The following is a 23,467-nucleotide window of genomic DNA, read 5'->3' as shown; positions in this document are numbered from 1 at the left end:
CAGGAAGATTGTGTCTTCTGTGACAAGCGTTGCGAGCGTATCGCGCGCTTTTTCCAAACGGTCGCGCTCACACGCAAGTTTCTCTGACGGCTGCATATTCGCAATGGCTCCATGGAGTTAACCTCGGAGTTGCCATTGCGGGACGTCGGTCCGAACTGACCGGTCGAGCTTGTCCATCGCCTTCGAAAGGACGACGGCTTGCTGCAAGCCGTCTGAGCGCTTGTCAGGATCTGTAAGGTCTTGTTCCTCGATTTCCGAAAGCCTGGTGGAAATTGCTTCACGCTTGTAGCGGTTGATCAGTTTCGCGAGGGTCTTTGCAGCTTCAAGCAGCAATTCCACTTCGAGCTCCGCCCTCCCCAAGGCTCCAGTATAGCTTGGTGCGCCTTCAGGTGTTGTCGGGAACTCAAAGGCACCGGATGCGGAGACCGGATCAGTATCTTGCGTAAAGTCCGGCGTCTGTCTGTTCATGCCATCATAGCACATCACAAGGTGCTGCCAGAGCTCCTCTTGGGCATTGCTCTCTAACCACTCTCCGATAGGCGGCTTAGATATCGGTTGAACAAGATCAACAGATTGCCGCGCGCGCGCGCGCTGACGCTCGACTTGCAGGCGTTTACGCTCAGCAGCGCTCATGGCCATTCAAACTACCTCGTAATGTGATTGTGACGATAGAAATCACAAATAGATCCGAGGGTGCTAATTGCAAGGGCGCTGACAAGAAAAAATTTGCTATGCAGATCAGTTTTCGACGTCGGTCTGCTTGCCAAGGAATGGGCGTGGGTTAGCCCCGCCCGCGGGGAACGGGGCGAGGTTTCCAGAAAAATTGCTCGAGGGGAGTAATCGAGGCGATCCAACTTCTGCTCGCTAGAATGGGATCAGCCGTTGGGCCGCAACCTTGAGCAAGCAAGCTTGCACGCCTTCATTTCCCAAAAATTGCCCGCAGAGCATGGCGAGACTTCGCCGTGAGCCGAGGGTCGCTGTTCTCGGAGACTTCGCGGAGTTCGTTGAGCCAACCGCGCTCATTCTCGGTCACGGCCGTCCCGAAAATCTCGTCGATCGCCAAGGCCGCCGTCTTTCCTACGGCCTGTTCAAGGGAAAGGCGCATGAGGAACGCGGGGTCGCATTCAAGCGCGCGGGCTAATGAAGGTATGCGATCCAGCGGGATTTTGGTTTTGCCAGCCTTGAGCAAAGACATCATGTTCGCATTGACGAAGCCAGCTTCGATCGCAATCTCCGCTTGGGTCTTGCGGTGCCCAAGCGCCAGTATCCGATCACGCATGAATTTTGCAGCTTCGCTGTTTTGGAAGGGGTATTTCATTTCTTGATCTCTTTCGATGGTGTTGCAGAGACCGTAGTGCTCGAGTGTTTGAAGAGCGGGTGGGGAGTGTATCGTTCAAGATGGGATGTCGAAGTCTTAGAGATAAGCGACCAGTCTGATGGGGAAGCGTCGGGTGCTCAGAAATCGAGAAAGAACGAACCCTCCGGGTAAAATGGAGGCTGCAGTGCTTTCTTGGTCGATTGAGCTACCCCCTGAAATTCGGACACTGACATAAGCTACGATTTGCAGTCTGCTGATCTTCGACGAGAAGGAGATCAGAGATGTCGAAACGCAAGCAGCACGCACCCGAGTTCAAGGCAAAGGTCGCGCTGGAAGCCCTGAAGGGTGAAGAGACAGCGGCCGAGCTGGCGAGCCGGTTCGGGGTGCATCCAACGATGATCCATCAATGGAAGCGGGCCTTGCTCGAAGGCGCGTCGGGCGTGTTCGAGCGCGGGGGCCGAAGGAAGCCCGAGATCGACGAGGAGCAGGTGAAGGAGCTCCACGCCAAGATCGGGGAGCTGGCGGTGGCCAACTCTTTTTGGAACGAAAGCTGAAGCCTTGGGGCGGGAAGTGAGGCGTGGCATGATCGAGCCGAACCATTCGGATCTGTCGATTGGGCAGCAGTGCAAGCTGCTGTCGATCGCACGCTCATCCTATTACTACGAGCCGAAGGGCGAAACCGAACAGAACCTCGGCCTGATGCGGCAGATCGACGAGCAGTTCCTGGAGACCCCGTTCTTCGGTGTCCGCCAGATGACCTGGCACCTGCGTAACGACGGCCACCTGGTGAACGAGAAGCGGATACGGCGACTGATGCGCCTGATGGGGCTCATGCCGATTTACCAGAAACCCAACACAAGCAGGCCGGCGAAGGGGCACAAGACCTATCCCTACCTGCTGCGAGGTCTGCGGGTGGATCGCCCGAACCAGGTCTGGTGCTCGGATATCACCTACCTGCCCATGCGGCGCGGGTTCCTCTACCTCGTGGCGATCATGGACTGGCACACCCGCAAGGTTCTGTCTTGGCGGATCTCGAACACGCTGGAGGCCGACTTCTGTGTCGAGGCGCTGAACGAAGCCATCCACAAGTTCGGCCCGCCCGAGATAATGAATACGGATCAGGGTTCTCAGTTCACGTCCTTCGCTTGGACGGATCGGCTCCGCCGGTCGGGCGTGCGCATCTCGATGGATGGGAAAGGCCGATTCCTCGACAACATCTTCATCGAGCGGCTGTGGCGAACCCTGAAATACGAATGCGTCTACCTGCATGCCTGGGAGACAGGATCGGAGACAAAGGCGGCGATCCGGAAATGGATGACCTTCTACAACCACCAGCGCCCTCACTCAGCCCTCGGCGGCAAGCCACCGGCGCTGGTCTATTGGCAGAGACATGATATCAACCAACCCGGTCAGCAGGTGCAACGAGTAGCTTAAATTACGTCAGATCCTGTCCAAGAGATGGGGAGTAGCTCAGATTGTTCGACTACGCGATGGCGCGACGGACGGCACTTCACACGTATTCAAAAGCGTTGCGCTCTATGATCAGCCTCAGGAGGGAAGTCCATGGAGCGAATGAAGCTTCACAATTTACGTGCTCTGCTGAAAGCGGTTCCTCTGGTATGGAAGACTGTGTGTTAGACATCGTCAGCAAGAAAGCGTCTGTGCGCAGAAGCTTAGAAGGGAACAATGTGGCAAGAACAATTGGAACGTCAGAGGCTTTAGCTGCTTACAAGCAGGCTGTGCGAGTTTGGGAAGGAGAAATCAGCGAGGCACAGGCGCGTAGAATCCTGGCTGAAGAGTTTGAAGTAAATAATGCCTCTGCAAGCGACATGATCCGAAATTTAGCGCAGATGCTCAAAGGTGAATTGTATCATAGAACGTTGAATTTGTTAACTACGCGCATTTTTTTCGATCAAATTGGCTCAGATTTTGGAGTGCCTTTTCTTCTGAATGCAATTAAGTCAACCAGAGCGCACATAGACTACTACGAGGCTCTTAAAAATGGCGGAAATAAGCCAAGCTTGAAAGCGCTATGCTCAGAATATGAAGGGCTTCTCCCTAAAAATGGTAATTCTGCCGAGAGCCTATTTTCTCAAAACTTCCAGAAAAGAGTAAATACCTCTTTTCAGGATTTTCCAGAGGTGCGCCAGAAAAGGCTCAAAAATGCCTCTAGTATCCCCGTGAGGCGTATCGTTAAGACCGTCGCTTACAGCCGGAATCCCGACGTTGTAGCTGAAAGATTGTATCAAGCAAACGGCACCTGCGATCATTGTAAAAAAAGTGCGCCATTTACGAGAATATCTGGCGGGGCCTACTTGGAAGTTCACCATATTATCCCGTTGTCGGAGGGCGGTATGGACGTTCTGGAAAATACTGCTGCCCTTTGTCCAAATTGCCATCGAGAGGCGCACTTCGGCATACGTTGGAAGGCGTTTCGCGAACAGATATGATCTGGTAGCGTGTCGGAAAATCTGATTGCGTAATTCAGATATTTGGGTTTGCGGCTAGACGGGCCCTCTGCGTTGAGTTCTGAGACAGGCGTAGGAATTTAGGGCGTTGCACCTAGTGAAGATTGGGTAGCGCGAGTTGCACGTTCCGGAGGAAATTCGTTACGTCAAAGGGAGTGTTCAGTCCTTCGGAAACATGGGCTTGAAGAGCTTTTCTCAGGTTTTCGAAGCGAATACGCTCAAGGTGCTGCGTGTGGAATGACTGCCATTCCGCCTCAAGTAGTTCGTTCCAGCCTTCGCGCTCGAGAACCTCATTTACAAAATCGGAGAGCCGAGGTCCCCAACGAAACCCTTTCATTAAAGCGTATCTGAAGGCGCGAACTGTATTACCCTTAGGGTTCGGATTTGGTCGAAGGTTTATCTCAAGCACCTTTTGATTCAGCTCTCCAAAATAGTCTGGCGTTGTCTTTAGCTTTCTATGATCAAGGTCATATAGAATAGCGTCGCATCTGAAGAACGTAGCTCTCCGAAGGTCTCCAACGGTGCGCACCTTGGCGTGGCCGGCAACATTCGCCCATGTTCGCTCCAACGGCCAAACATCTATCTGCCATTTTCTGGATGGAAGGGCATAGCCGCCGAACCGGTTCACACGGGCCCCAATTGCCGTCATGTATTTTTCAAAACTGCGGAGATCGTATGGGGCGATCACAAAGTCTAAGTCCGACCTAAAACCTGTGTTTCCGAACAAAGCGAGGTCGCGCAGCATGCCGCCTACCAACACTAAGCGCCCGTGTCTACGAAGCTCTCTCACAGTGTCGCGAACATCTTCACGGCCGCGGTATCGCGATGCGAAAAAATATTGAACCTTGCTCTCAAGCTCACGTTCCATCGACTTTTCTCATTGCCCGATAATGCTGTTCAAGGTCTTGGTGAAGATCAATGCAGAATCCGTCCGTCATGCCCGAAACCATGTCCGTAAGAAGCTGCATCTCTTTGTAGCGTATGGGTTGTCAACGGCGGAGCAAAAACCGGCCACGGGGCGGAGCAAAAGTCTGCCACCAGAGAGGGCATGGGATTGAAGCGGAGGGAACGCTTCGCGCCCCGGCAACTGCGCTTTTCAGATAGCTGGCGGCTGCCGGGGCGCTTTGGCCCAGCGGGCCAAACCTGAACGATGTGATCAGGTGTCGGCGCTGTTTCGGGCGCGGCTTTGGGCAAGCCGATAGCTGTCGCCGTTCATCTCGAGGATGTGGACATGGTGGGTGAGCCGGTCGAGCAGAGCGCCGGTCAGGCGCTCGGAGCCGAAGGTTTCGGTCCATTCGTCGAAGGGCAGATTGCTGGTGATCATGGTGGCGCCCCGCTCGTAGCGCTGCGAGATCAGTTCGAACAGCAGCTCGGCGCCGGTCTTGCTCAGAGGCACGAAGCCCAGCTCGTCGATGATCAGGAGCTTGTATCCGACCATCTGTTTTTGCAGGCGTAGCAAGCGGCGCTCGTCGCGGGCCTCCATCAGCTCGTGGACCAATGCGGCGGCGGTGGTGAAGCCGACGGAAAGGCCCTTCTGGCAGGCGGCCAGTCCAAGGCCCAAGGCGACATGGGTCTTGCCGGTGCCGCTCGGGCCGAGGGCAATGACATTCTCGCGCCGCTCGATCCATTCCCCGCGGGCGAGTTCCAGCACCTGCATCTTATTGAGCTTGGGGATCGCCTTGAAGTCGAAGCTGTCGAGGCTTTTGGTCGCCGGGAACTTCGCCGCCTTGATGCGGCGCTCGACCATCCGCCGTTCGCGGTCGATCAGTTCGAGTTCCACCAGGCGCGCCAGGAAGCGAACGTGGTCCTGCCCTCCGCGGCGCACTGGCGCGCGAGCTTGTCGTATTCCCTCAGGAAGGTCGGCAGCTAGAGCGTCTTCAGATGATGGGCGAGCAGGAGGTCGGGCGCGTCGGTCATCGGGCCTCCTCCGAGATCAAGCACATGTAGCTGGCCGCCGAGGTCTTTCCGACCTCGGCCCGCGGCAGGTAGGGATAGACGTCGAGGTCGAGCTTCGGCGGTCGCTTCTCGACCTGACACAGCACCAGATGCTTGACGGCGTCGAAGCCGATGGCTCCCATGCGCAGGGCCGTCTTCACGGCGGCTTGCACATCGTCGAGCTCGAAGGCCTCCAGCAGCCGCAGGACCTGGACGAACTCACGCCGCCCCGCCTTGAGCATGCGTGCTTCCATCAGGCGGCGCAGGGTTGCGAACTCGGGCGGCAGCTCCCAGCCTGTCAGCGGCGCGGCCTGGTCCAGGGCATTGATCTTCTTCTCGATCAGCGGAAGGTAGTGGAGCGGGTCGAAGACGACATCCTCGCGCTCATAGCTGCGCGGATGGCGCGCGATCAGATCGCCGCCGCAGCCGATCGCCACCTCGTCGACATAGCCGCGCAGCCAGACATCGCGGTGGCCGTAGGCGACCGGCACGGAATAGTCGTTGGTCTTGTAACGCACCAGCGCCTGCGAGGTGACCCGCCCGCTCGCCTGATCGCAGGCATCGAAAGGGGCTGGCGGCAGCGCCGACATCACCTCGAGATCCCGGTCAAGGCGCGTGCCGATCGTCTCGGTATGGCCGCGCAGAACATCGCCCTGACGCTTGCGGCATTGTTCTTCCAGCCAGGCGTTGAAGGCCTCCCAGGAGGAAGCGCGGCACCGGCACCATGAAGTTGCGCCGGGCATAGCCCACCAGCCCCTCGACGCTGCCTTTGTCGTTCCCTTTGCCGGGACGGCCATAGCGGTCACGGAGCAGGTAATGTGACAGGAACCCGCTGAACAGCCTGGCCCGCTTGCGGGTGCCATCCGGCAGGATCTGTGCCACCAGGCACCTGTCGTTGTCGTAGAGCACCGACACCGGCACCCGACCGAAGAAGCCGAAGGCGTGAACATGCCCGTCGACCCAGGCCTCGGAGGTCGCAGCCGGATAGGCCCGGATATAGCAGGCATCGCTATGTGGCAGGTCGAAGGCGAAGAAATGCGCCTTCTGCTCGACACCATCAATGATGACCATCGCTTCGCCAAAGTCGGCCTGGGCATGCCCGGGCGCATGGGCCAGCGGCACGAACATCTCGCGACCGCGCCGGTCATCCTCACGAATGTAATCCTTCACGATCGTGTAGCCGCCGGTGAAGCCGTGTTCGTCCCGGAGCCGCTCGAACACCCGCTTGGCGGTGTGCCGCTGTTTGCGCGGGACGCCGCGGTCCTCTTCCAGCCAGGCGTTGATGATCTCGGTGAAACCATCCAGCTTCGGGCGCTTGATCGGCGCCTTGCGCCGGTAGCCCGGCGGAACCGAATACGCCAACATCTTCTGCACGCTGTCGCGTGAAATCCCGAAGTGACGCGCCGCCTCGCGCTGGCTCATCCCCTCGGCGCAGGCAAGTCGAACCTTGCGATACAAGTCCACGGTGAAAATCCTCCCGCCCTCCCGTCGCCAGAAAGGGCAAAAGTGGCCGACTTTTACGCCGCCCGCAGCCGGATCATCCCGCCGCTACCGTGGCCGACTATTGCGCCGCCGTTCTCAGACCTCATGCTTGCTTGAAGTTAATGCAAGCATAATGCTTGCTCAAAGGCCTTGCAAGCATAGTGGCATGAGCGAGCAGAACTCTGTCAATGGTCGACATCGCTCCCACAAAATTCTCCCATGACGGAATGCTTAGGGGGCATCACGCTTAGATCAACCGCGTTCTCAAGAAGGCTTCCTCTGCCTTGTCCGTTACGAACTGGACCGCCTGCCGCCGCGAGTGCATTTGGAAATCTCCCGAATGCGAAGTCATTCAAGTCACGGGCGCGCTAGCGGTCAGACAAAGCAGCGGCGCTTCGTCAGTTTCACTTGCCGCCCGCAAATACTCGATCCCGCTGATCCCTTCATGATGAAGGGTCTCCGCGATGCTGATCTGGCTGGCGAGGCCGAGCACTCCGCCTTTGAGCCCTTCTGTAAGCAAACGTGCTTGCGACAGAGCTTCGCGGCGAAGTGCTCCCGCATCCTCATTCTCGCCAGCGCTCCGGCCAATCAGACGGCTATAAGCGTCTGGGTTGAGCTGCTCCAACAGCGCCATCTGTCGCTCTAGCTCTGAGCGCCCGAGCTTTTTCGCAACTTCTAGTTCGTCAGCGGCAAAGAGAGCTTGAATGGCCGCCTCTTGGCAAAGCCGGATTGCGGCAGCGAGTGTCCACATGCGATCAAGTTGCGCCATCGGCATGGACTCGAGTTTTCCGATTTCGGCGTCGCGCATGAAGTGGACTTCGATCCGTCTCGCTGAGCGGGCGAGGGAGAGCTGGAGTTGTTCTGCAACGCGCTTGGGATCGCGCCGATCAATCAGCGTGTCGACATTCTGAAGATCCGCGCCTACGTCAGCAAAGGTCGCCTTCAGGTCATCCTCGCGACGGTCAGATGTAACGAGAGCAACCTCTTCGGCCAGGGCGTCCAACCGCTTCTCAATCGCGTTCAGCTTCGCAATGGTAGCCGCAAATCCGGCTATAGACACACCTAGGCCAAGCCCAGAGAGTGCCAGCGTGCCGTATTGGAGGTTCTGCATGAGCACCATGCTGTTCTGGAGATCTGCAATGCCTCGCTTCAACTGTTCGTTCTGGACGACCGAAACCACGCTGAGCGGTGAGAAACCGCCAGAACCGGCTGAGCTGATCGCGCTTTGCATGAGCTGCTGCAATGCGGAAGTCTGCTGAACATGGCCGAGAACTTTCCCGGTTGCCGTGTCCTTGATGATGGCCCCGACGACCGAAGCTTGTTGAGAATTGACCAAGCTTACGAGATGAGCGGGAACATCATATAGCAATGGCATCAGGTGGTCTCCTCGAGTTTGTTGGCGCCAGCTTTCAAAACAAAAGCCTGAAGCTTCGTGATGAGGGACGGAGAGTCGGCCGGCAGGCCAAACCCAAAAACGGCGGTATTTGCTAGATTGATGATACGCCGCGCGAGCCGGGCTCGGGATTTGTCGAGAGCATAATCAATGCCCTTCATGCCGGCGAGAGATAGGCCTGTGAGAGCGACGCCACCCGCCAGGAGAAGCGGCACGCTGACGGCCGACGTCGAAAAGAACACCAATGTTGACGTAGTGACGGTTGCGAAAGACACGACCGCAGGCAGGCTGGCGACCGAGGCGGTCAAAGTTCCAACGCCGAGTATTGCTGGGAGCGCGGCGTGAAGGTGATCGCCGAGATCAGATTTCAAATCTAGCTCCCCAACCAGCGTAGATATACTCTCCTCAGCACGAGCGAGCGCTTCCCGACACTGTTCTTCTGCCCAAGGTTCGATAAGCTCTTTGGCAAGCGTCTTCGCTCGAAGTTGGGCCCGGGTTACTCGAATAGCAGACATCTTGGCGATCCGGCTTTCGATCGAATACGCGAGAGATGGAAACGCATCTTCGAGCTGATTGGTGATCGCTATCAGCTCGTCATCGCGCCAGTCCAACAACTGGATCCGTGCTTCAAGCTCGTTCAGGTCAAAGGTGATGGGCTCAAACTCCGGTGGCGAACGAAAGTGCATCGCTCGACGAACTTGCAAATGACTTCGAAGATACTTTGCCAAAGATGCGCTGTTGCGCCAGTCATATTTACTTCGACAGGGACTATTTTTCGGCCAATCAGAGCTCTTGTGTCTCGTCAGACGTATGGGGTGGCGGACCGAGATTGCTCTGTAAAGTGCAGCTCGATCGGCTCGGATGCGTGAAGTGCACTTAACCTGATAGTTTCAATCGGAAAGAAAACGTAAAGCTAGAGCCGAAAAACGTAAAGTTTAGCTGACGAAAATAAGGCAAAACCGCTCAATTAGCTTTACGTTTTGGGAGAGTTGGCGCTTCGATGATGCCTTGGCGTAAACCCTTAGCTGCCGAATTTTCCCAGTAATACTTAGGTATTTCCTGATTGGGTTTACGTTAAGTTGACAAAAATGGCCTTCGAATTCGATTTTTCCTCTCCCACCATGTTGAAGTAGATCGAAATAGTCTGGTCGGCAATCGAACGAAGCGTTGCTCGCTGCTCGTGACATTCGCATATTTCGAGCTCGAACGACTTGGATAGAGCAACCGAAACAGCTGAATTTCATGGGAAAGTGCAACTCGATCCACGGCGTTCTCTCTGGCACACGTGTAGTGATGTTCGGTCAGTTTAACGGGTGGCTACAAGTTCGGGCTGCCCTGCCTGATCTTCCAAGGCGTTTCCTAGACGAAGCGAATTCTGAGGCATAGCCGCCTGACATGTGAGGCAAGTCGCGGCTGTATCGTATACCCGGAGTATCTGCTGCAACGCGCGTGCCTGTTCCGAAGCAACTAAACACCCCGGTCCTCCGCCTTGATATGTTGACTGGGTCGTGAGCTGATAGCCATCTAGCTTACGAGCTAGTTAGCTACCTCACGAAGGGGCATGCTCGGCCGGAGGGCTAACCTTTTTGAAGCCGGCTAGCGGCGGCGCAGTCCTATGTTGCCAGGTCGCGACTTCCATGCTGAACTCCTAAGCAAACTGATCCTGATCAAGGAGCAAGGCCGGATGTCGATGGAAATCTACCAGTTTGTTGCCCCAGTGATCGCACTCGCGTTTTGCGGCGTCTTGATGCTGCAGGCCAAATACGTCTCGTGGCAGTTTGATCGAGACCACGGTGACGAGAGGGCGGTCAGGAACAACTTCGTGCAATGGCTTCTTCATCCCACAAAACGCGATTTGCTCGACGAAAATGTTCGGCTCCGCAGTGACCTCGCTAAAGCCAAAGAAGAGTGCGAGAGGCTCAGAGCGATTGTCCGGACACGGAATTCTTCGGCGGATTGACGGATCGTGCATTTTTCCTAGCGCGCTTGGTGTCGGTTTTTGTGTAACCGTAACCTTGCTAGATAGGAGAATCGTCATGGCCTTAACAAATGCTGAGAAGGTGCGGCTTCACCGCGAACGCCAGAAGGCGAAGAAACAGGAGGATCTGAAGAAGCCGTCATCGCCAAGCGACTTGTTTAAGAAGCCATTCTACGAGTTCTTTCCCGTGGATGAGCAGGTTGGTTCATCCTTTGCGCAATCGCTCGAGCTTTGTGGAATTTCGCCCCCAATGATTGAAGATGACTCCGGTCCGGAAGCTGTGACGCTTGATACGATTGAAGGGCCGTCAGAGGAGGGTGGCCACAGCAATCCCTTCGGCTCATCGAAGGGGACATCTCTCGGACGTGCTGAAGTTACGGTCGGTTGCTTGATCGAGGCGGCCAGAGATCTGGCAACTCAAATTCGGGACTACAAGAAGTCGGAGATCGAGGCGCGGATTGGTGAGATCGAGGCTTCTGACCTTAGCGACCCCGATGCCCGTAAGCGCGCGTTTGAAGAAGCGGCCCGGTTAAGAAAGCTGCTCGATGAGTTCGACAAGCAACTGAGGCTGAGTTTTCCGACTTGGAAAGCTTGAAGCTGCTAATGGTCCGAGTGATGCGGTCCCGCGGTCCCACGGTCCCGCGGTCCCACGGCCTAAGATGGCACTGGGGGCGAAGGAGCCTCTGACCGTGAGAACGGCGGCGCAATAGTCGGCCACGGTAGCGGCGGGATGATCCGGCTGCGGGCGGCGTAAAAGTCGGCCACTTTTGCCCTTTCTGGCGACGGGAGGGCGGGAGGATTTTCACCGTGGACTTGTATCGCAAGGTTCGACTTGCCTGCGCCGAGGGGATGAGCCAGCGCGAGGCGGCGCGTCACTTCGGGATTTCACGCGACAGCGTGCAGAAGATGTTGGCGTATTCGGTTCCGCCGGGCTACCGGCGCAAGGCGCCGATCAAGCGCCCGAAGCTGGATGGTTTCACCGAGATCATCAACGCCTGGCTGGAAGAGGACCGCGGCGTCCCGCGCAAACAGCGGCACACCGCCAAGCGGGTGTTCGAGCGGCTCCGGGACGAACACGGCTTCACCGGCGGCTACACGATCGTGAAGGATTACATTCGTGAGGATGACCGGCGCGGTCGCGAGATGTTCGTGCCGCTGGCCCATGCGCCCGGGCATGCCCAGGCCGACTTTGGCGAAGCGATGGTCATCATTGATGGTGTCGAGCAGAAGGCGCATTTCTTCGCCTTCGACCTGCCACATAGCGATGCCTGCTATATCCGGGCCTATCCGGCTGCGACCTCCGAGGCCTGGGTCGACGGGCATGTTCACGCCTTCGGCTTCTTCGGTCGGGTGCCGGTGTCGGTGCTCTACGACAACGACAGGTGCCTGGTGGCACAGATCCTGCCGGATGGCACCCGCAAGCGGGCCAGGCTGTTCAGCGGGTTCCTGTCACATTACCTGCTCCGTGACCGCTATGGCCGTCCCGGCAAAGGGAACGACAAAGGCAGCGTCGAGGGGCTGGTGGGCTATGCCCGGCGCAACTTCATGGTGCCGGTGCCGCGCTTCCCCTCCTGGGAGGCCTTCAACGCCTGGCTGGAAGAACAATGCCGCAAGCGTCAGGGCGATGTTCTGCGCGGCCATACCGAGACGATCGGCACGCGCCTTGACCGGGATCTCGAGGTGATGTCGGCGCTGCCGCCAGCCCCTTTCGATGCCTGCGATCAGGCGAGCGGGCGGGTCACCTCGCAGGCGCTGGTGCGTTACAAGACCAACGACTATTCCGTGCCGGTCGCCTACGGCCACCGCGATGTCTGGCTGCGCGGCTATGTCGACGAGGTGGCGATCGGCTGCGGCGGCGATCTGATCGCGCGCCATCCGCGCAGCTATGAGCGCGAGGATGTCGTCTTCGACCCGCTCCACTACCTTCCGCTGATCGAGAAGAAGATCAATGCCCTGGACCAGGCCGCGCCGCTGACAGGCTGGGAGCTGCCGCCCGAGTTCGCAACCCTGCGCCGCCTGATGGAAGCACGCATGCTCAAGGCGGGGCGGCGTGAGTTCGTCCAGGTCCTGCGGCTGCTGGAGGCCTTCGAGCTCGACGATGTGCAAGCCGCCGTGAAGACGGCCCTGCGCATGGGAGCCATCGGCTTCGACGCCGTCAAGCATCTGGTGCTGTGTCAGGTCGAGAAGCGACCGCCGAAGCTCGACCTCGACGTCTATCCCTACCTGCCGCGGGCCGAGGTCGGAAAGACCTCGGCGGCCAGCTACATGTGCTTGATCTCGGAGGAGGCCCGATGACCGACGCGCCCGACCTCCTGCTCGCCCATCATCTGAAGACGCTCAAGCTGCCGACCTTCCTGAGGGAATACGACAAGCTCGCGCGCCAGTGCGCCGCGGAGGGGCAGGACCACGTTCGCTTCCTGGCGCGCCTGGTGGAACTCGAACTGATCGACCGCGAACGGCGGATGGTCGAGCGCCGCATCAAGGCGGCGAAGTTCCCGGCGACCAAAAGCCTCGACAGCTTCGACTTCAAGGCGATCCCCAAGCTCAATAAGATGCAGGTGCTGGAACTCGCCCGCGGGGAATGGATCGAGCGGCGCGAGAATGTCATTGCCCTCGGCCCGAGCGGCACCGGCAAGACCCATGTCGCCTTGGGCCTTGGACTGGCCGCCTGCCAGAAGGGCCTTTCCGTCGGCTTCACCACCGCCGCCGCATTGGTCCACGAGCTGATGGAGGCCCGCGACGAGCGCCGCTTGCTACGCCTGCAAAAACAGATGGTCGGATACAAGCTCCTGATCATCGACGAGCTGGGCTTCGTGCCTCTGAGCAAGACCGGCGCCGAGCTGCTGTTCGAACTGATCTCGCAGCGCTACGAGCGGGGCGCCACCATGATCACCAGCAATCTGCCCTTCGACGAATGGACCGAAACCTTCGGCTCCGAGCGCCTGACCGGCGCTCTGCTCGACCGGCTCACCCACCATGTCCACATCCTCGAGATGAACGGCGACAGCTATCGGCTTGCCCAAAGCCGCGCCCGAAACAGCGCCGACACCTGATCACATCGTTCAGGTTTGGCCCGCTGGGCCAAAGCGCCCCGGCAGCCGCCAGCTATCTGAAAAGCGCAGTTGCCGGGGCGCGAAGCGTTCCCTCCGCTTCAATCCCATGCCCTCTCTGGTGGCAGACTTTTGCTCCGCCCCGTGGCCGGTTTTTGCTCCGCCGTTGACATGCCTATGAGCAGGGCACGCTGCACCGCAAACCTGCGGTCTGATCGGGGCTAATCGGCGTCACAGCACCTTCTGGCCGTTGCGGTGTGAACTCGGCTTTTGCCCGAGCGCGCGCCGCAGCGGCCCTTTCCCGCGCCTGACGAAGATCAAGGCGCGGGCTGTGGAATCGTGTTTCTTTCCATCTGCGCAGCGAATGGCGCGCTAGCGGTGTGCGGCACGCGCGCTGCGACAACACCTCCGTGTTTACCCACAATTCGAGAGGAAGAGTTCCATGGAAGACGACAAGAAGCCCGAGCGCACCGTTTGGGAAGAAATCGAGGTCGCTGGCAACCAACTCGTCGATCGCGTCAAGGAATTGGCGCAGGAGGGGAGCGTGCGCCAGCTGCGTATCAGCTCCGCCGGCGGGGACCCCTTCGTCGAGGCGCCCCTCAATCTCAGCCTCGTCGTCAGCGGGGTCGTGGTGCTCGCCGCGCCTTGGCTGGCCGTCCTCGGCGTGATCGCCGGATTGGCCACCCGCGTGAAGGTCGAAATCGAGCGGGTCGAGGAACCCGGCGACGACGATAAGAAGGACGAGTAGGCCCCGGGCCGGGCGGAGCGGGAGCGCCATCAGCGTGGGGCTTGCGCTCCCAACCCGGATATCCGGATCCAACGCCTCAGGACGCCGGGATCAGCACGATCTTCCCGGCGTGGTGTTTTTCCTGAAACACTTTTTGCGCCTCGACGATCTGATCGAGCGGGTAGGTGGCGGCCAGCAGGGGCCGGATTTCGCCATTCTCGACATAGGAGATCAGGTTGCCGAAGATGGGCTCGTCCCATGCGGTGCAGCCGATCAGGGTGATGTCCTTGAGATACAGGTCGCGCATGTCGAGCTCCACGACCGGTCCGGCAATCGCGCCCGATGAGGCATAGCGCCCGCCGCGTCGGAGCAGTTTCAGCATCGTGCCGAATCCCGGCCCGGCGACGTTGTCGATCACCACGTCCACGCTGTTCTCGCCGATCGCCGCTACGGGATCGTCCTCGCGGCAGAGCACCTGATCCGCGCCGATCTCCAGCACCCTCTCGCGCTTGGCGGCGCCGGTGATGGCAACGACTTCCGCGCCGCGCCGTTTGAGGAGCTGGATCAACGCCGAGCCCACGCCGCCCGAGGCGCCGGGCACCAGCACGCGCTCGCGCGCGGTGACGCCTGCGCGGTGGATCATGTTCTCGGCGGTGCCGTAGGCGCAGGGCAGGGTGGCGAGTTCGGCGTCGCTCCAGTCGCTGTCGATGGCGAAGACTTCGTCCGCGGGCACTTTCACATATTGGGCGAAGGCCCCGTCGAAATTGGAGCCGAGCCAGACCGTGTCCATTGAGGAGAAATCTTTCTCGCGCATGCAGGAGCGCACCAGAACGCGGGTGCCGATCAGAGCCGCATCGCCACCGTCGCCCACCGCGACGACCCGGCCGCAGCAATCGGTGCCTTGGATCAGAGGGAAGGGAGTGGCCCCGCTCCAGCCGCCATCGGCGTGTTCCGCCTCCTCGGGCGAGTCCTGCGTGCCGGATTTGACGTCAGAAGAATACCAGCCCAGCCGGGTGTTGATGTCGGTATTGTTGATGCCCGCCGCGAGCACCTGCAGCAGCACCTCGCCGGGCCCCGGTTCGGGCATCGCGACCTCGCGGTAGTCGAGCCGCTCGTAGCCGCCCGTTCCCGTCGTGACCACGGCCATCATCGTACCCTTCGGCGTGTCGCTCATGCTGCTTTCCTCTCGAAACCGATCCGTCTGAGGAATGAGTTAGGGCGCGGTCGGGATAAACCGAGCCGCGCCCTGACATTGAGCCTCGAAGTTTGATCGGGCCCGCCTTAGCGCGCCACGCAATCCGCGAAGTAATACGTCTGGCCGTCCTCGCCCGTCTCCGTCACGAGCCCGTGGATATCGGTCTCGAAGCCGGGGCATTCGCGGGCGAATTCGCGGTTGAAGCGCAGGTAATCCACGATCTTCGCATTGAAGACCTCGCCCGGGATCAGCAGCGGAATGCCCGGCGGGTAGGGGGTCACGAGGCTCGTCGTGATCCGGCCCTCCAGCTCGTCGATGGAGACGCGCTCGGTTTTGCGCCGCGCGATATGCGAAAACGCCTCCGACGGGGTCATCTCGGGGTGATGATCGGTCAGGTAGATCTCGGTCGAGAGCCGCGCGACGTCGTATTTCGCGTAAAGCGAATGGACGTGCTGGCTGAGATCCTTCAGCCCCATGCGCTCGTAGCGCGGGAATTTCGCCGAGAATTCCGGCATCACGCGCCATAGCGGCTGGTTCTTGTCGTAATGGTCCTTGAACTGCTGGAGCGCGGCCAGCAGCGTGTTCCAGCGGCCCTTGGTGATGCCGATCGTGAACAGGATGAAGAAGCTGTAAAGCCCGGTCTTCTCGACCACGACGCCATGCTCGGCGAGGTATTTCGACACGATCGAGGCGGGGATGCCGCTGTCGTCGAAGCGCCCTTCGATATCGAGGCCGGGGGTGATGATCGTGGCCTTGATCGGGTCGAGCATGTTGAAGCCCGGCGCCATGTCGCCAAAGCCGTGCCAGCTATCCGAGCCGGTGGTTTCGACGCCCTCGGCATCGGTTTTCTTGAGAACCCAGTCGCGGGTCGCGGCCATCCCGTCGCCATCGGCGCGGAAATCAGTCGGACCCCAGACCTGGAACCACCAGTCCTCGGGGCCGTATTCCTCTTCGACCTTCACCATCGCGCGGCGGAAATCGAGCGCTTCGACGATGCTTTCCTCTACCAGCGCGGTGCCGCCCGGCGGCTCCATCATCGCCGCCGCCACATCGCAGCTTGCGATGATCGAATATTGCGGGCTGGTCGAGGTGTGCATCAGGTAGCTCTCGTTGAAGAGATGCCGGTCGAGCTTCTCTTCCTTGCTGTCCTGCACGAGCACATGGCTCGCCTGCGAAATCCCGGCGAGCAGTTTGTGCACCGATTGCGTCGCATAGGTGATCGACTTGGTCGTGCGCTCGCGCTTGCGGCCCATCGCGTGATACTGGCCGTAGAACGGGTGGAAGGCGGCATGGGGGATCCACGCCTCGTCGAAATGCAGGTTGTCGACCCAGCCGTCGAGCATCCCCTTGATGACTTCGGTATTGTAGAGCACGCCGTCATAGGTCGACTGCGTCAGCGTCATGATCCGGGGCTGGACATTGTCGGTGTCGTAATCGGCCAGTAGCGGGTTCGCCTTCATCTTGGCACGGATCGCCTCGGGTTCGAATTCCGAGCGCTGGATCGGGCCGATGATGCCCCAGTGGTTGCGCGTGGGCTTGAGGAAGACCGGGATCGCGCCGGTCATGATGATCGCGTGCAGGATCGATTTGTGGCAGTTGCGGTCCACGACGACCACATCGCCCGGCGCGACCGTGTGGTGCCAGACCATCTTGTTCGAGGTCGAGGTGCCATTGGTCACGAAAAAGCAGTGATCGGAGTTGAAGATCCGCGCGGCATTGCGCTCGGACGCGCCGATCGCGCCGTTATGATCGAGCAGTTGGCCCAGCTCCTCCACCGCGTTGCAGACATCGGCGCGCAGCATGTTTTCACCGTAGAACTGGTGATACATCTGCCCGATTGGCGATTTCAGGAAGGCGACGCCGCCGGAATGGCCCGGGCAGTGCCACGAATAGGAGCCGTCCTCGGCATAGTCCAGCAGCTGCTTGAAGAAGGGCGGCTGGATGCTTTCGAGATAGCTTTTCGCCTCGCGGATGATGTGCTTGGCGACGAATTCCGGCGTATCCTCGAACATGTGAATGAAGCCGTGCAGCTCGCGCAGGATGTCGTTGGGCAGGTGGCGCGAGGTCTTGGTCTCGCCATGCAGGAAGATCGGCACATCGGCGTTTTTCCAGCGCACTTCCTCAATGAAGGCGCGCAGCTTCTCGACCGCCGGGTCCAGTTCGGGACCGGAGGAGAATTCCTCGTCGTCGATCGCCAGCACGAAGGCCGAGGCGCGGCTTTGCTGTTGGGCGAATTGCGACAGGTCGCCGTAGCTCGTGACTCCGAGCACTTCGAACCCGTCGGCCTCGATGGCTTGCGCGAGTGCCCGGATGCCGAGACCGGAGGTATTCTCGGAGCGAAAATCCTCGTCGATGATGACAATCGGGAAGCGAAATTTCATCAGGGGGGTCCTCTCTCGGGCCTATCGGGGTCGGGCGAATGGGGCGCGTGCGCCGCGCCCTGTTCATTTCAGCCGAATATAGGCAAGGTCAAGCCCGTGCGGGAGACCCTCCCGCACGGGCAAGGCCGGATCAGCTCTGGATATGGGCGAAGCCCTTGCCGAGGATCGGGCCGGTCGGGCGCCCTGTGGGCGAGCCGCCCGCGGGTTCGAGCGTGATCTCGTAGAGCTGCTGCGGTGCGGGAGCGGGCAGGTCTGGCCCGGTCAACACTGCAGGCGCCACCCGGTCGAGCGTGCCGAGCGACACCGGGCCCGTCTCCGGCGAAGGAAGGGTCCAGGCCTGGATCGTTTTGTCCGAGGGCAGCGTCACATCGGCCACGAAGCGAATCTTGGCGTCGCGATTGCCGTAATCCTCGATCACGGCCTGCGGCTCGCCCGATGCATTCATCAGAACGGCGACCACGCGCGGCTCCGGAGTCGGGCGCAGCGTGCCAGTGCCCAGTCCCACCGCGAGGCCGATGATCCCTGCCGCGATCAACCAGCGCCGCTTTGTGCGCGGGGCTTGCGGCAGGTTGTCGGCTTGCGGTGTGACCGGCGTGATCGTCACCCCCCGTGGGGCCGCGTCTTCGCGTGCAGGTTCCGCCGCGATGCGTTCGCGCAGGCGATCCATGAAATCATCCGGCAGGTCGGCCTTGGGCGCCGAGAGGTCGAGCGGGAGCAACCCGTCGCGCAGCACCGCCACGCGGGCCTCCAGCGCAGGGTCGCGCGCCAGCAGTTCCTCGAACAACTCGGCCTCGGTCTCCCCAAGCAGGCCAAGGACGTAATCATCTGCGATGGCGTTGAGGTCGGTCCGGTTCAGGCTCATGACAGGCACTCCCTCAGGCTGGCCAATCCGCGCCGGATCCAGCTTTTCGCCGTGCCCAACGGCACCGACTGGCGCGCGGCGATCTCGCCATGGCTGAACCCGCCGACATGGGCGAGCAGGATCGAATGGCGGCTGGCGGGGTCGAGCGCCTCCAGGCAGTCGCGCAGGCGGCTGGAGCCTGCGAGCATCTGCCAGCCCTCTTCGGGCACGCTTTGCTCGCGCGCATCCTGCAACGCCCCCAATTCCTCGGGCGAGAGCAGGCTCAGCCGTTTGCCGTCGCGCAGAATGTTCAGGCAGCGGCTGCGCAGGACGGTATAGACCCAGCCCTTGGCCGAGCCGGGATTGCCGCTGAATTGCCCGGCCTTGCGCCAGATGCGCACCAGCGCCTCCTGCAAGGCTTCCTCGGCCAGATCGGTACGGCCCAGGATGCGCTTGGCCACGCCCAGCATGCGCCCGCCTTCCAGCGCCACCAACCGCTCAAGCGCGCCCGCATCGCCCTCGGCGCACTCGTGCAGCGCCTGCGCAACGGGGCAGCTTTCCGCTTTCGTCATAAACGCTCCCATGTTCCGCCTGCCGCGCGGCGGTCTCTCCCGGACCAAGTTCTTCACGATTTTCTCCCGTTTCCAAGCTCTAGACCCGCGAAACAGTCGATTGGATGAAAATAATCTTGGATTTCGGTCGAAAAGCGTGGCGCTCAGCGCAGTTGCCGCGCGGCTTGGACGATCATCTCTTGCGTATGGAGCACCCGCGCCGGGGCGCTGCGCCCGCGTCGGGAGGCCAGCCACAGCTCGTGCCAGCGACGCTTCGGTAGAGGGGCGACAGAGAGCTGCGCCTTGTCCGCAAAGGCCTGGACCCCACTGCGCGGCAGGAGGGTGTAGCCGATCCCGTTGGCCACCGGGGCGGGGATCTGCCCGATCTGATTGACCGAGCCGCGCAGGCGCAGCCGGTCGGCGCCGGGATAGTCCTCGGGGAAGTTCAGCTTCAGTAGGTCGTCGGCATAGGCGTAGCCGTCTGGATGGGCGATGAAGCCGTGCGCGTCGAGATCGGCGAAGGTGGCGGGCGGCGCGGCCCCGGCAGGCAGCAGGAGGCACAACTCTTCGCGCCCGATATGCTGCGCCTCGAGCCGCGCGTGATCCGGGTCCGAGCCGAGCACACCGAGGTCGAACCGCCCCTCCAGCAGTCCCGCCAGAATATCCGCCTGTGGCGCGGCCTGCAGATGGACGCTCAGCGCGGGCGCGCTTTGCATCCATTCCAGCAGGATCGGGTAGAGTAGCATCGCAAAACTGCCTGAGCAGGCGATATGCACCGGCCCCGCATCGCGATCGTCGGTTTCGATCGCATCGCGCAGGCGTTTCTCTTCGGCCCGCCGCGACAGGCCGAGCGCGAAAACCGCCTCGCCCGCCGGGGTCAGCGTGAAGCTCTTGCCCTGCCACGTGATCAGCTTTTGTCCGACCTGAGCTTCCAGCTTCTTGAGGTGCTGGCTCACGCCCGGCTGGGTCATGTGCAACCGCTCCGCGGCGCGGGTGAAATGCCCCACTTCGCATAGCGCGGTGAAGGTTTCGAGCCAAGTTGCGTTCAGCATGAGGGATAACGGATTGTTATTGTTCGGATGAAATATGATAATTTCACATGAGGGGTATGACAATCCATATCGCTGTCATCGCAACCTGAAAGGAGCCTTGAGATGGCAACCACCCCGCGCACCTTCTCCCATATCGGCCTGTCGGTCCCCGACCTTGAGGCCGCCGTGACGTTCTATTCCGAGGTTCTCGGGTTCTACGTCGTGATGGAACCCTCCGAGGCCGTGGAGGACGACAGCGCCATTGGCGTGATGTGCACCGATGTGTTCGGGCCCGGTTGGGGCTCGCTGCGGATCGCACATCTGTCGACCGCGGATGGGATCGGTATCGAAATTTTCGAATTCCCCGGCAATTACGCGCCCGAAGACAAGCTCGAACACAAGCGCCACGGCACCTTCCATTTCGCCGTGCAGGACCCGGATGTGGAAGGGGTGACCCAGCGCATCGTCGAGGCCGGCGGGCGGCAGCGGATGCCGATCCGGGAATACTTCCCCGGCTCCAAGCCCTACCGCATGGTCTATGTCGAAGACCCGTTCGGCATCGTCTTCGAGATCTGCAGCCACAGCTATGATCTGACCTATTCGGCAGGCGCTTACGTCTGATCTCTTACACCGGTCCCGTTGTTGCGGGGCCGGTGTCTCGCCTGCTGCCGCTGGGACATCGCACGACCTCGCAGAAAAAATTTCGATTTCCTGCATCCGATCCGCATCTGGCCGGGTCTAGGGGGCATGGACGGCGCGAAAGGCGCTTGCCGCGAACAGGGAAACGAAAGGAATTACCATGCTGAAACTGACCCTCTCGACCGCTCTTGTCACCGCAATGGGCGCAAGCGGCGCCTTGGCGGCCTCGGCCATCGGCCTCGTGGGCGACAAGACGCTCGTGATGTTCGATACCGACACGCTCGAAGTCACCGGCACGATGGATGTCACCGGCACCGCGAAGCTGCACGGGATCGATCTGCGCCCGTCGAACAAGACGTTGGTCGCGGTGGATGCCGATCAGGCGCTCTATACGATCGACATGGAAAGCGGCGCTGCGACGAAAGTCTCGCAGATGGACAAGATGCTGCCCGTGGACGGGCCGGTGATCGTCGATTTCAACCCGAAGGCCGACAAGCTGCGCTTCATGTCGGGCACCACCAATCACCGCGTGAACGTGGAAACCGGCGAAGTGACCGTCGATGGCAGCCTCGCTTATGAGGAAAAGGACATGCATGCAGGCGAGGCCCCGGCGATCGCTGCCGCTGCCTATGCCAACAGCTACGGGATGCCCGACAGTACCGCGATGTATGACGTGGATTCCACCATCGTCGCGCTGATCCAGCAGACCTCGCCCAATGACGGCACGCTCGCCGCCATCGGCAAGTTCGGCATCGACATGCCGGGCGAGGGCTATGCGTTCGACATCCAGACCACCGAAGACATGAAAAACACGGCGTGGCTCGCCACCGGGAACATGCTCTACACCGTCGACCTCGAGAGTGGTGAGGCGATGGGCAAGGGCATGGTCGAAGGGGCCGGCGGCGACATCCGTGACTTGACCATCCTGCCGGCGATGTAAGTGGGGCGCCGGTTGTGGCCGGTTCGTCAAGACGAGGCCACCCGGAGTCCCCCGGGTGGCCTCACCAATTCGGGCGCAGATCACGCGCGAAACCGCCGCAAGCGGGCGCGCGTAGGCGCAGGCTGAAGTAAACTATTCTTTCCAAACCCTTAAAATTCACCGTGCCGTGCCCCAATTGTGATCAATTCCCGATCCCAATTTCGAGAAGGGCGAGCCCCAGATGACCGAACCCACCAAGAGACTGAGCGCGGCCGAGACCAAGGGTCTGCGCACCGCGAAGGAGTTGGAGGGCCATCTTGCCTGGCTCGACACGATCACACCGGCGGCGCTGGGCGTGCTGGCGATCGCCTCGGGGATCTATACCTATCTCGGCGTGTCCTCGATCCTCGAGGATAACGGCGCGATGAGCTTCTTCGCGGCACTGGCCTATTCCATCGCCGTCTCGGTCGGGATTTTCGTCTTCTGGAGCTACATGCTGCGGCTTTTGCCCGCGATGCGCACGGCGAGCGGCTTTCTGGGGCTGACGGTCTCGACCATCGTGGGCTCTCTGGCCATTGTCGCGATGTCGAGTTGGCTCAATGCGGCGGCGCTGGCGGGGTCGGCGGCGGTAGAGCAGCATCTGGACACCACTGTGCGCGACTACCAGTCCGCGCTGGAGCAGGCCCATGACATCGCGCTCTCGGCGCAGGCGCTGGGCCGCGAGGTCGAACGTGCGCGTGCCGCCTTCGAGGCGCTGGCGGATCAGGAGCAATCGGGCCAGCTCTCGGGCACCGCAGGGCGGGGTGCGGTGTTCCGTGTTCTGACCCAGAAGACCGAGGAACTGGCCAATCTCGAAGAGCAGATCCGCGCGCAGCAGCCGCTGATCGACGACTCCTTCGAGACCGGCAACCAGATCCTCGGGCGGATGCGCGCGCTGATCGTGGCGCCCGGCCCGGTGGAGAAACGCTCGGTCGAATTTGCCGAGCAAAGCGTGCGGCTGGCGGGCGTGATCGCGCGGCTTGATCAGCTGTCTGTCGCGCCGCTGGTGGCGCGGGCGGCGCAGGATCTGCCGGCGTCGGTCGTGCTGCCGGAACTGGACGGGCGCACGACCAATGTCCGCGATGCGCAAAGCTCGACCATCGATTCCGTGCTGGAGGCGCTCGATCAGCGGGGCCGCACGTTGGAGCGCGCCGCCGACGAGGTTCTGGCCCGCGAACCGCCGATCCAGACCGCCTATAACCCGATCACCAGCGCCGAGGCCGTGATCCGTTACGCGGGCAGTTTCGTGCCTTCCTGGGCCGGGGCAATTGCGATCGACCTGCTGCCCGCCGTGCTGGTCTTCGTGCTGGCGGTGACGCAGGCCGCGATCCGTTCGGGCCGGGACGGGCTGCCGATCGAGGAGACGCTGACTCTGGCCGATCTGAAAGCCGCGCTGAACGCGATGCGCGATGTCGAGCAGACGATGAGTGGCGCGGATGCCGAGATGCTCAAGCGGGTCTCCGAGAAAGTCGATCCGCCTGCGCCCGCGGATCCGCCGCCGCGCCCTGCGGAGAGCTGAG

20 protein-coding genes and 2 pseudogenes are annotated in these 23,467 nt (G+C 60.8%); 10 read left to right on the top strand and 12 right to left on the bottom strand.

Annotation, left to right across the window (positions count from 1 at the left end):
- Window positions 1-117 precede the first annotated feature (117 nt).
- Both AKL02_RS14295 and AKL02_RS14290 read right to left on the bottom strand, forming a co-directional pair.
- Entirely contained in the window at window positions 118-639 is a 522-nt protein-coding gene (locus AKL02_RS14295) for a hypothetical protein (RefSeq protein ID WP_083080473.1), read from the bottom strand.
- A 280-nt stretch (window positions 640-919) separates the two neighbouring features.
- A complete protein-coding gene (locus AKL02_RS14290; RefSeq protein WP_083080475.1) occupies window positions 920-1,318 on the bottom strand; it encodes a transcriptional regulator in 399 nt (132 codons plus the stop codon).
- Window positions 1,319-1,599: 281 nt separating this feature from the next.
- On the opposite strand from AKL02_RS14290, the gene AKL02_RS14285 reads away from it, so the two are divergent.
- A protein-coding gene (locus tag AKL02_RS14285; RefSeq protein WP_408648097.1) for an IS3 family transposase occupies window positions 1,600-2,752 on the top strand; the annotation gives its coding sequence in 2 pieces (ribosomal slippage) (window positions 1,600-1,868 and window positions 1,867-2,752; 1,155 coding nt in all).
- Window positions 2,753-2,793: 41 nt separating this feature from the next.
- Entirely contained in the window at window positions 2,794-3,768 is a 975-nt protein-coding gene (locus tag AKL02_RS14280; RefSeq protein WP_198453193.1) for an HNH endonuclease, read from the top strand.
- A gap of 112 nt (window positions 3,769-3,880) precedes the next feature.
- Here the strand turns inward: AKL02_RS14280 and AKL02_RS14275 are convergent, their stop codons facing one another.
- The 5 genes and pseudogenes from AKL02_RS14275 to AKL02_RS14255 all read right to left on the bottom strand — a co-directional run bounded on the left by AKL02_RS14275 (window position 3,881) and on the right by AKL02_RS14255 (window position 9,324).
- Window positions 3,881-4,654 (bottom strand): hypothetical protein, encoded by a 774-nt coding sequence (locus tag AKL02_RS14275; protein WP_083080483.1) that lies wholly within the window; start codon window positions 4,652-4,654, stop codon window positions 3,881-3,883.
- A 288-nt stretch (window positions 4,655-4,942) separates the two neighbouring features.
- A pseudogene (gene istB / locus AKL02_RS14270) lies at window positions 4,943-5,652 on the bottom strand (IS21-like element helper ATPase IstB).
- 47 nt (window positions 5,653-5,699) lie between these two features.
- Window positions 5,700-7,194: pseudogene (gene istA, locus AKL02_RS14265) on the bottom strand (IS21 family transposase).
- 361 nt (window positions 7,195-7,555) lie between these two features.
- The gene (locus tag AKL02_RS14260) at window positions 7,556-8,578 is read right to left on the bottom strand and encodes a hypothetical protein (RefSeq protein WP_083080461.1); all 1,023 of its coding nucleotides are present in this window, start codon (window positions 8,576-8,578) and stop codon (window positions 7,556-7,558) included.
- Complete coding sequence (locus AKL02_RS14255; RefSeq protein ID WP_133052029.1) at window positions 8,578-9,324, bottom strand: hypothetical protein; 747 nt, start codon at window positions 9,322-9,324, stop codon at window positions 8,578-8,580. The genes AKL02_RS14260 and AKL02_RS14255 overlap by 1 nt, the downstream gene beginning before the upstream one ends.
- A 956-nt stretch (window positions 9,325-10,280) precedes the next feature.
- Here AKL02_RS14255 and AKL02_RS14250 point away from each other — a divergent pair.
- From AKL02_RS14250 to AKL02_RS14230, 5 genes are all read left to right on the top strand, one after another.
- Window positions 10,281-10,556 carry a hypothetical protein gene (locus AKL02_RS14250; RefSeq protein WP_133052028.1) on the top strand — a complete coding sequence of 92 codons (276 nt, stop codon included), beginning with the start codon at window positions 10,281-10,283 and terminating at the stop codon, window positions 10,554-10,556.
- Between the two features lie 76 nt (window positions 10,557-10,632).
- Window positions 10,633-11,169, top strand: coding sequence for a hypothetical protein (locus tag AKL02_RS14245; RefSeq protein ID WP_083080453.1), 537 nt, complete (start codon window positions 10,633-10,635; stop codon window positions 11,167-11,169).
- 203 nt (window positions 11,170-11,372) lie between these two features.
- Entirely contained in the window at window positions 11,373-12,869 is a 1,497-nt protein-coding gene (gene istA, locus AKL02_RS14240; protein ID WP_198453302.1) for an IS21 family transposase, read from the top strand.
- Complete coding sequence (gene istB / locus AKL02_RS14235) at window positions 12,866-13,627, top strand: IS21-like element helper ATPase IstB (RefSeq protein ID WP_198453192.1); 762 nt, start codon at window positions 12,866-12,868, stop codon at window positions 13,625-13,627. Before istA (AKL02_RS14240) ends, istB (AKL02_RS14235) begins: the two co-directional genes overlap by 4 nt.
- Before the next feature lie 439 nt (window positions 13,628-14,066).
- Window positions 14,067-14,372 carry a DUF4342 domain-containing protein gene (locus tag AKL02_RS14230; protein ID WP_078520220.1) on the top strand — a complete coding sequence of 102 codons (306 nt, stop codon included), beginning with the start codon at window positions 14,067-14,069 and terminating at the stop codon, window positions 14,370-14,372.
- A 76-nt stretch (window positions 14,373-14,448) separates the two neighbouring features.
- Here the strand turns inward: AKL02_RS14230 and AKL02_RS14225 are convergent, their stop codons facing one another.
- The 5 genes from AKL02_RS14225 to AKL02_RS14205 form a co-directional block, all read right to left on the bottom strand.
- A complete protein-coding gene (locus AKL02_RS14225) occupies window positions 14,449-15,525 on the bottom strand; it encodes an alcohol dehydrogenase family protein (protein ID WP_232621629.1) in 1,077 nt (358 codons plus the stop codon).
- 107 nt (window positions 15,526-15,632) lie between these two features.
- Window positions 15,633-17,927: an arginine/lysine/ornithine decarboxylase gene (locus AKL02_RS14220; RefSeq protein ID WP_083078205.1), complete on the bottom strand. Its 2,295-nt coding sequence runs from the start codon at window positions 17,925-17,927 to the stop codon at window positions 15,633-15,635.
- Window positions 17,928-18,057: 130 nt separating this feature from the next.
- Complete coding sequence (locus tag AKL02_RS14215; protein WP_083078204.1) at window positions 18,058-18,789, bottom strand: anti-sigma factor; 732 nt, start codon at window positions 18,787-18,789, stop codon at window positions 18,058-18,060.
- The gene (locus AKL02_RS14210; protein WP_078601669.1) at window positions 18,786-19,340 is read right to left on the bottom strand and encodes a sigma-70 family RNA polymerase sigma factor; all 555 of its coding nucleotides are present in this window, start codon (window positions 19,338-19,340) and stop codon (window positions 18,786-18,788) included. Before AKL02_RS14210 ends, AKL02_RS14215 begins: the two co-directional genes overlap by 4 nt.
- A gap of 143 nt (window positions 19,341-19,483) precedes the next feature.
- On the bottom strand, window positions 19,484-20,371 hold the full coding sequence (locus AKL02_RS14205; RefSeq protein WP_083078203.1) for a LysR family transcriptional regulator: 888 nt from the start codon (window positions 20,369-20,371) through the stop codon (window positions 19,484-19,486).
- Window positions 20,372-20,473: 102 nt separating this feature from the next.
- On the opposite strand from AKL02_RS14205, the gene AKL02_RS14200 reads away from it, so the two are divergent.
- The 3 genes from AKL02_RS14200 (at window position 20,474) to AKL02_RS14190 (ending at window position 23,466) form a co-directional block, all read left to right on the top strand.
- On the top strand, window positions 20,474-20,971 hold the full coding sequence (locus AKL02_RS14200) for a lactoylglutathione lyase family protein (RefSeq protein WP_083078202.1): 498 nt from the start codon (window positions 20,474-20,476) through the stop codon (window positions 20,969-20,971).
- Window positions 20,972-21,149: 178 nt separating this feature from the next.
- Window positions 21,150-21,929 carry a DUF4394 domain-containing protein gene (locus tag AKL02_RS14195; RefSeq protein ID WP_108722384.1) on the top strand — a complete coding sequence of 260 codons (780 nt, stop codon included), beginning with the start codon at window positions 21,150-21,152 and terminating at the stop codon, window positions 21,927-21,929.
- Window positions 21,930-22,149: 220 nt separating this feature from the next.
- Window positions 22,150-23,466, top strand: coding sequence for a hypothetical protein (locus tag AKL02_RS14190; RefSeq protein WP_083078200.1), 1,317 nt, complete (start codon window positions 22,150-22,152; stop codon window positions 23,464-23,466).
- The last annotated feature ends 1 nt before the right edge of the window (window position 23,467 follow it).

Origin of the sequence: Thioclava electrotropha, from assembly GCF_002085925.2 — a bacterium.
Lineage (GTDB): Bacteria > Pseudomonadota > Alphaproteobacteria > Rhodobacterales > Rhodobacteraceae > Thioclava > Thioclava electrotropha.
This window is presented reverse-complemented; position numbering and strand designations above follow the sequence as displayed.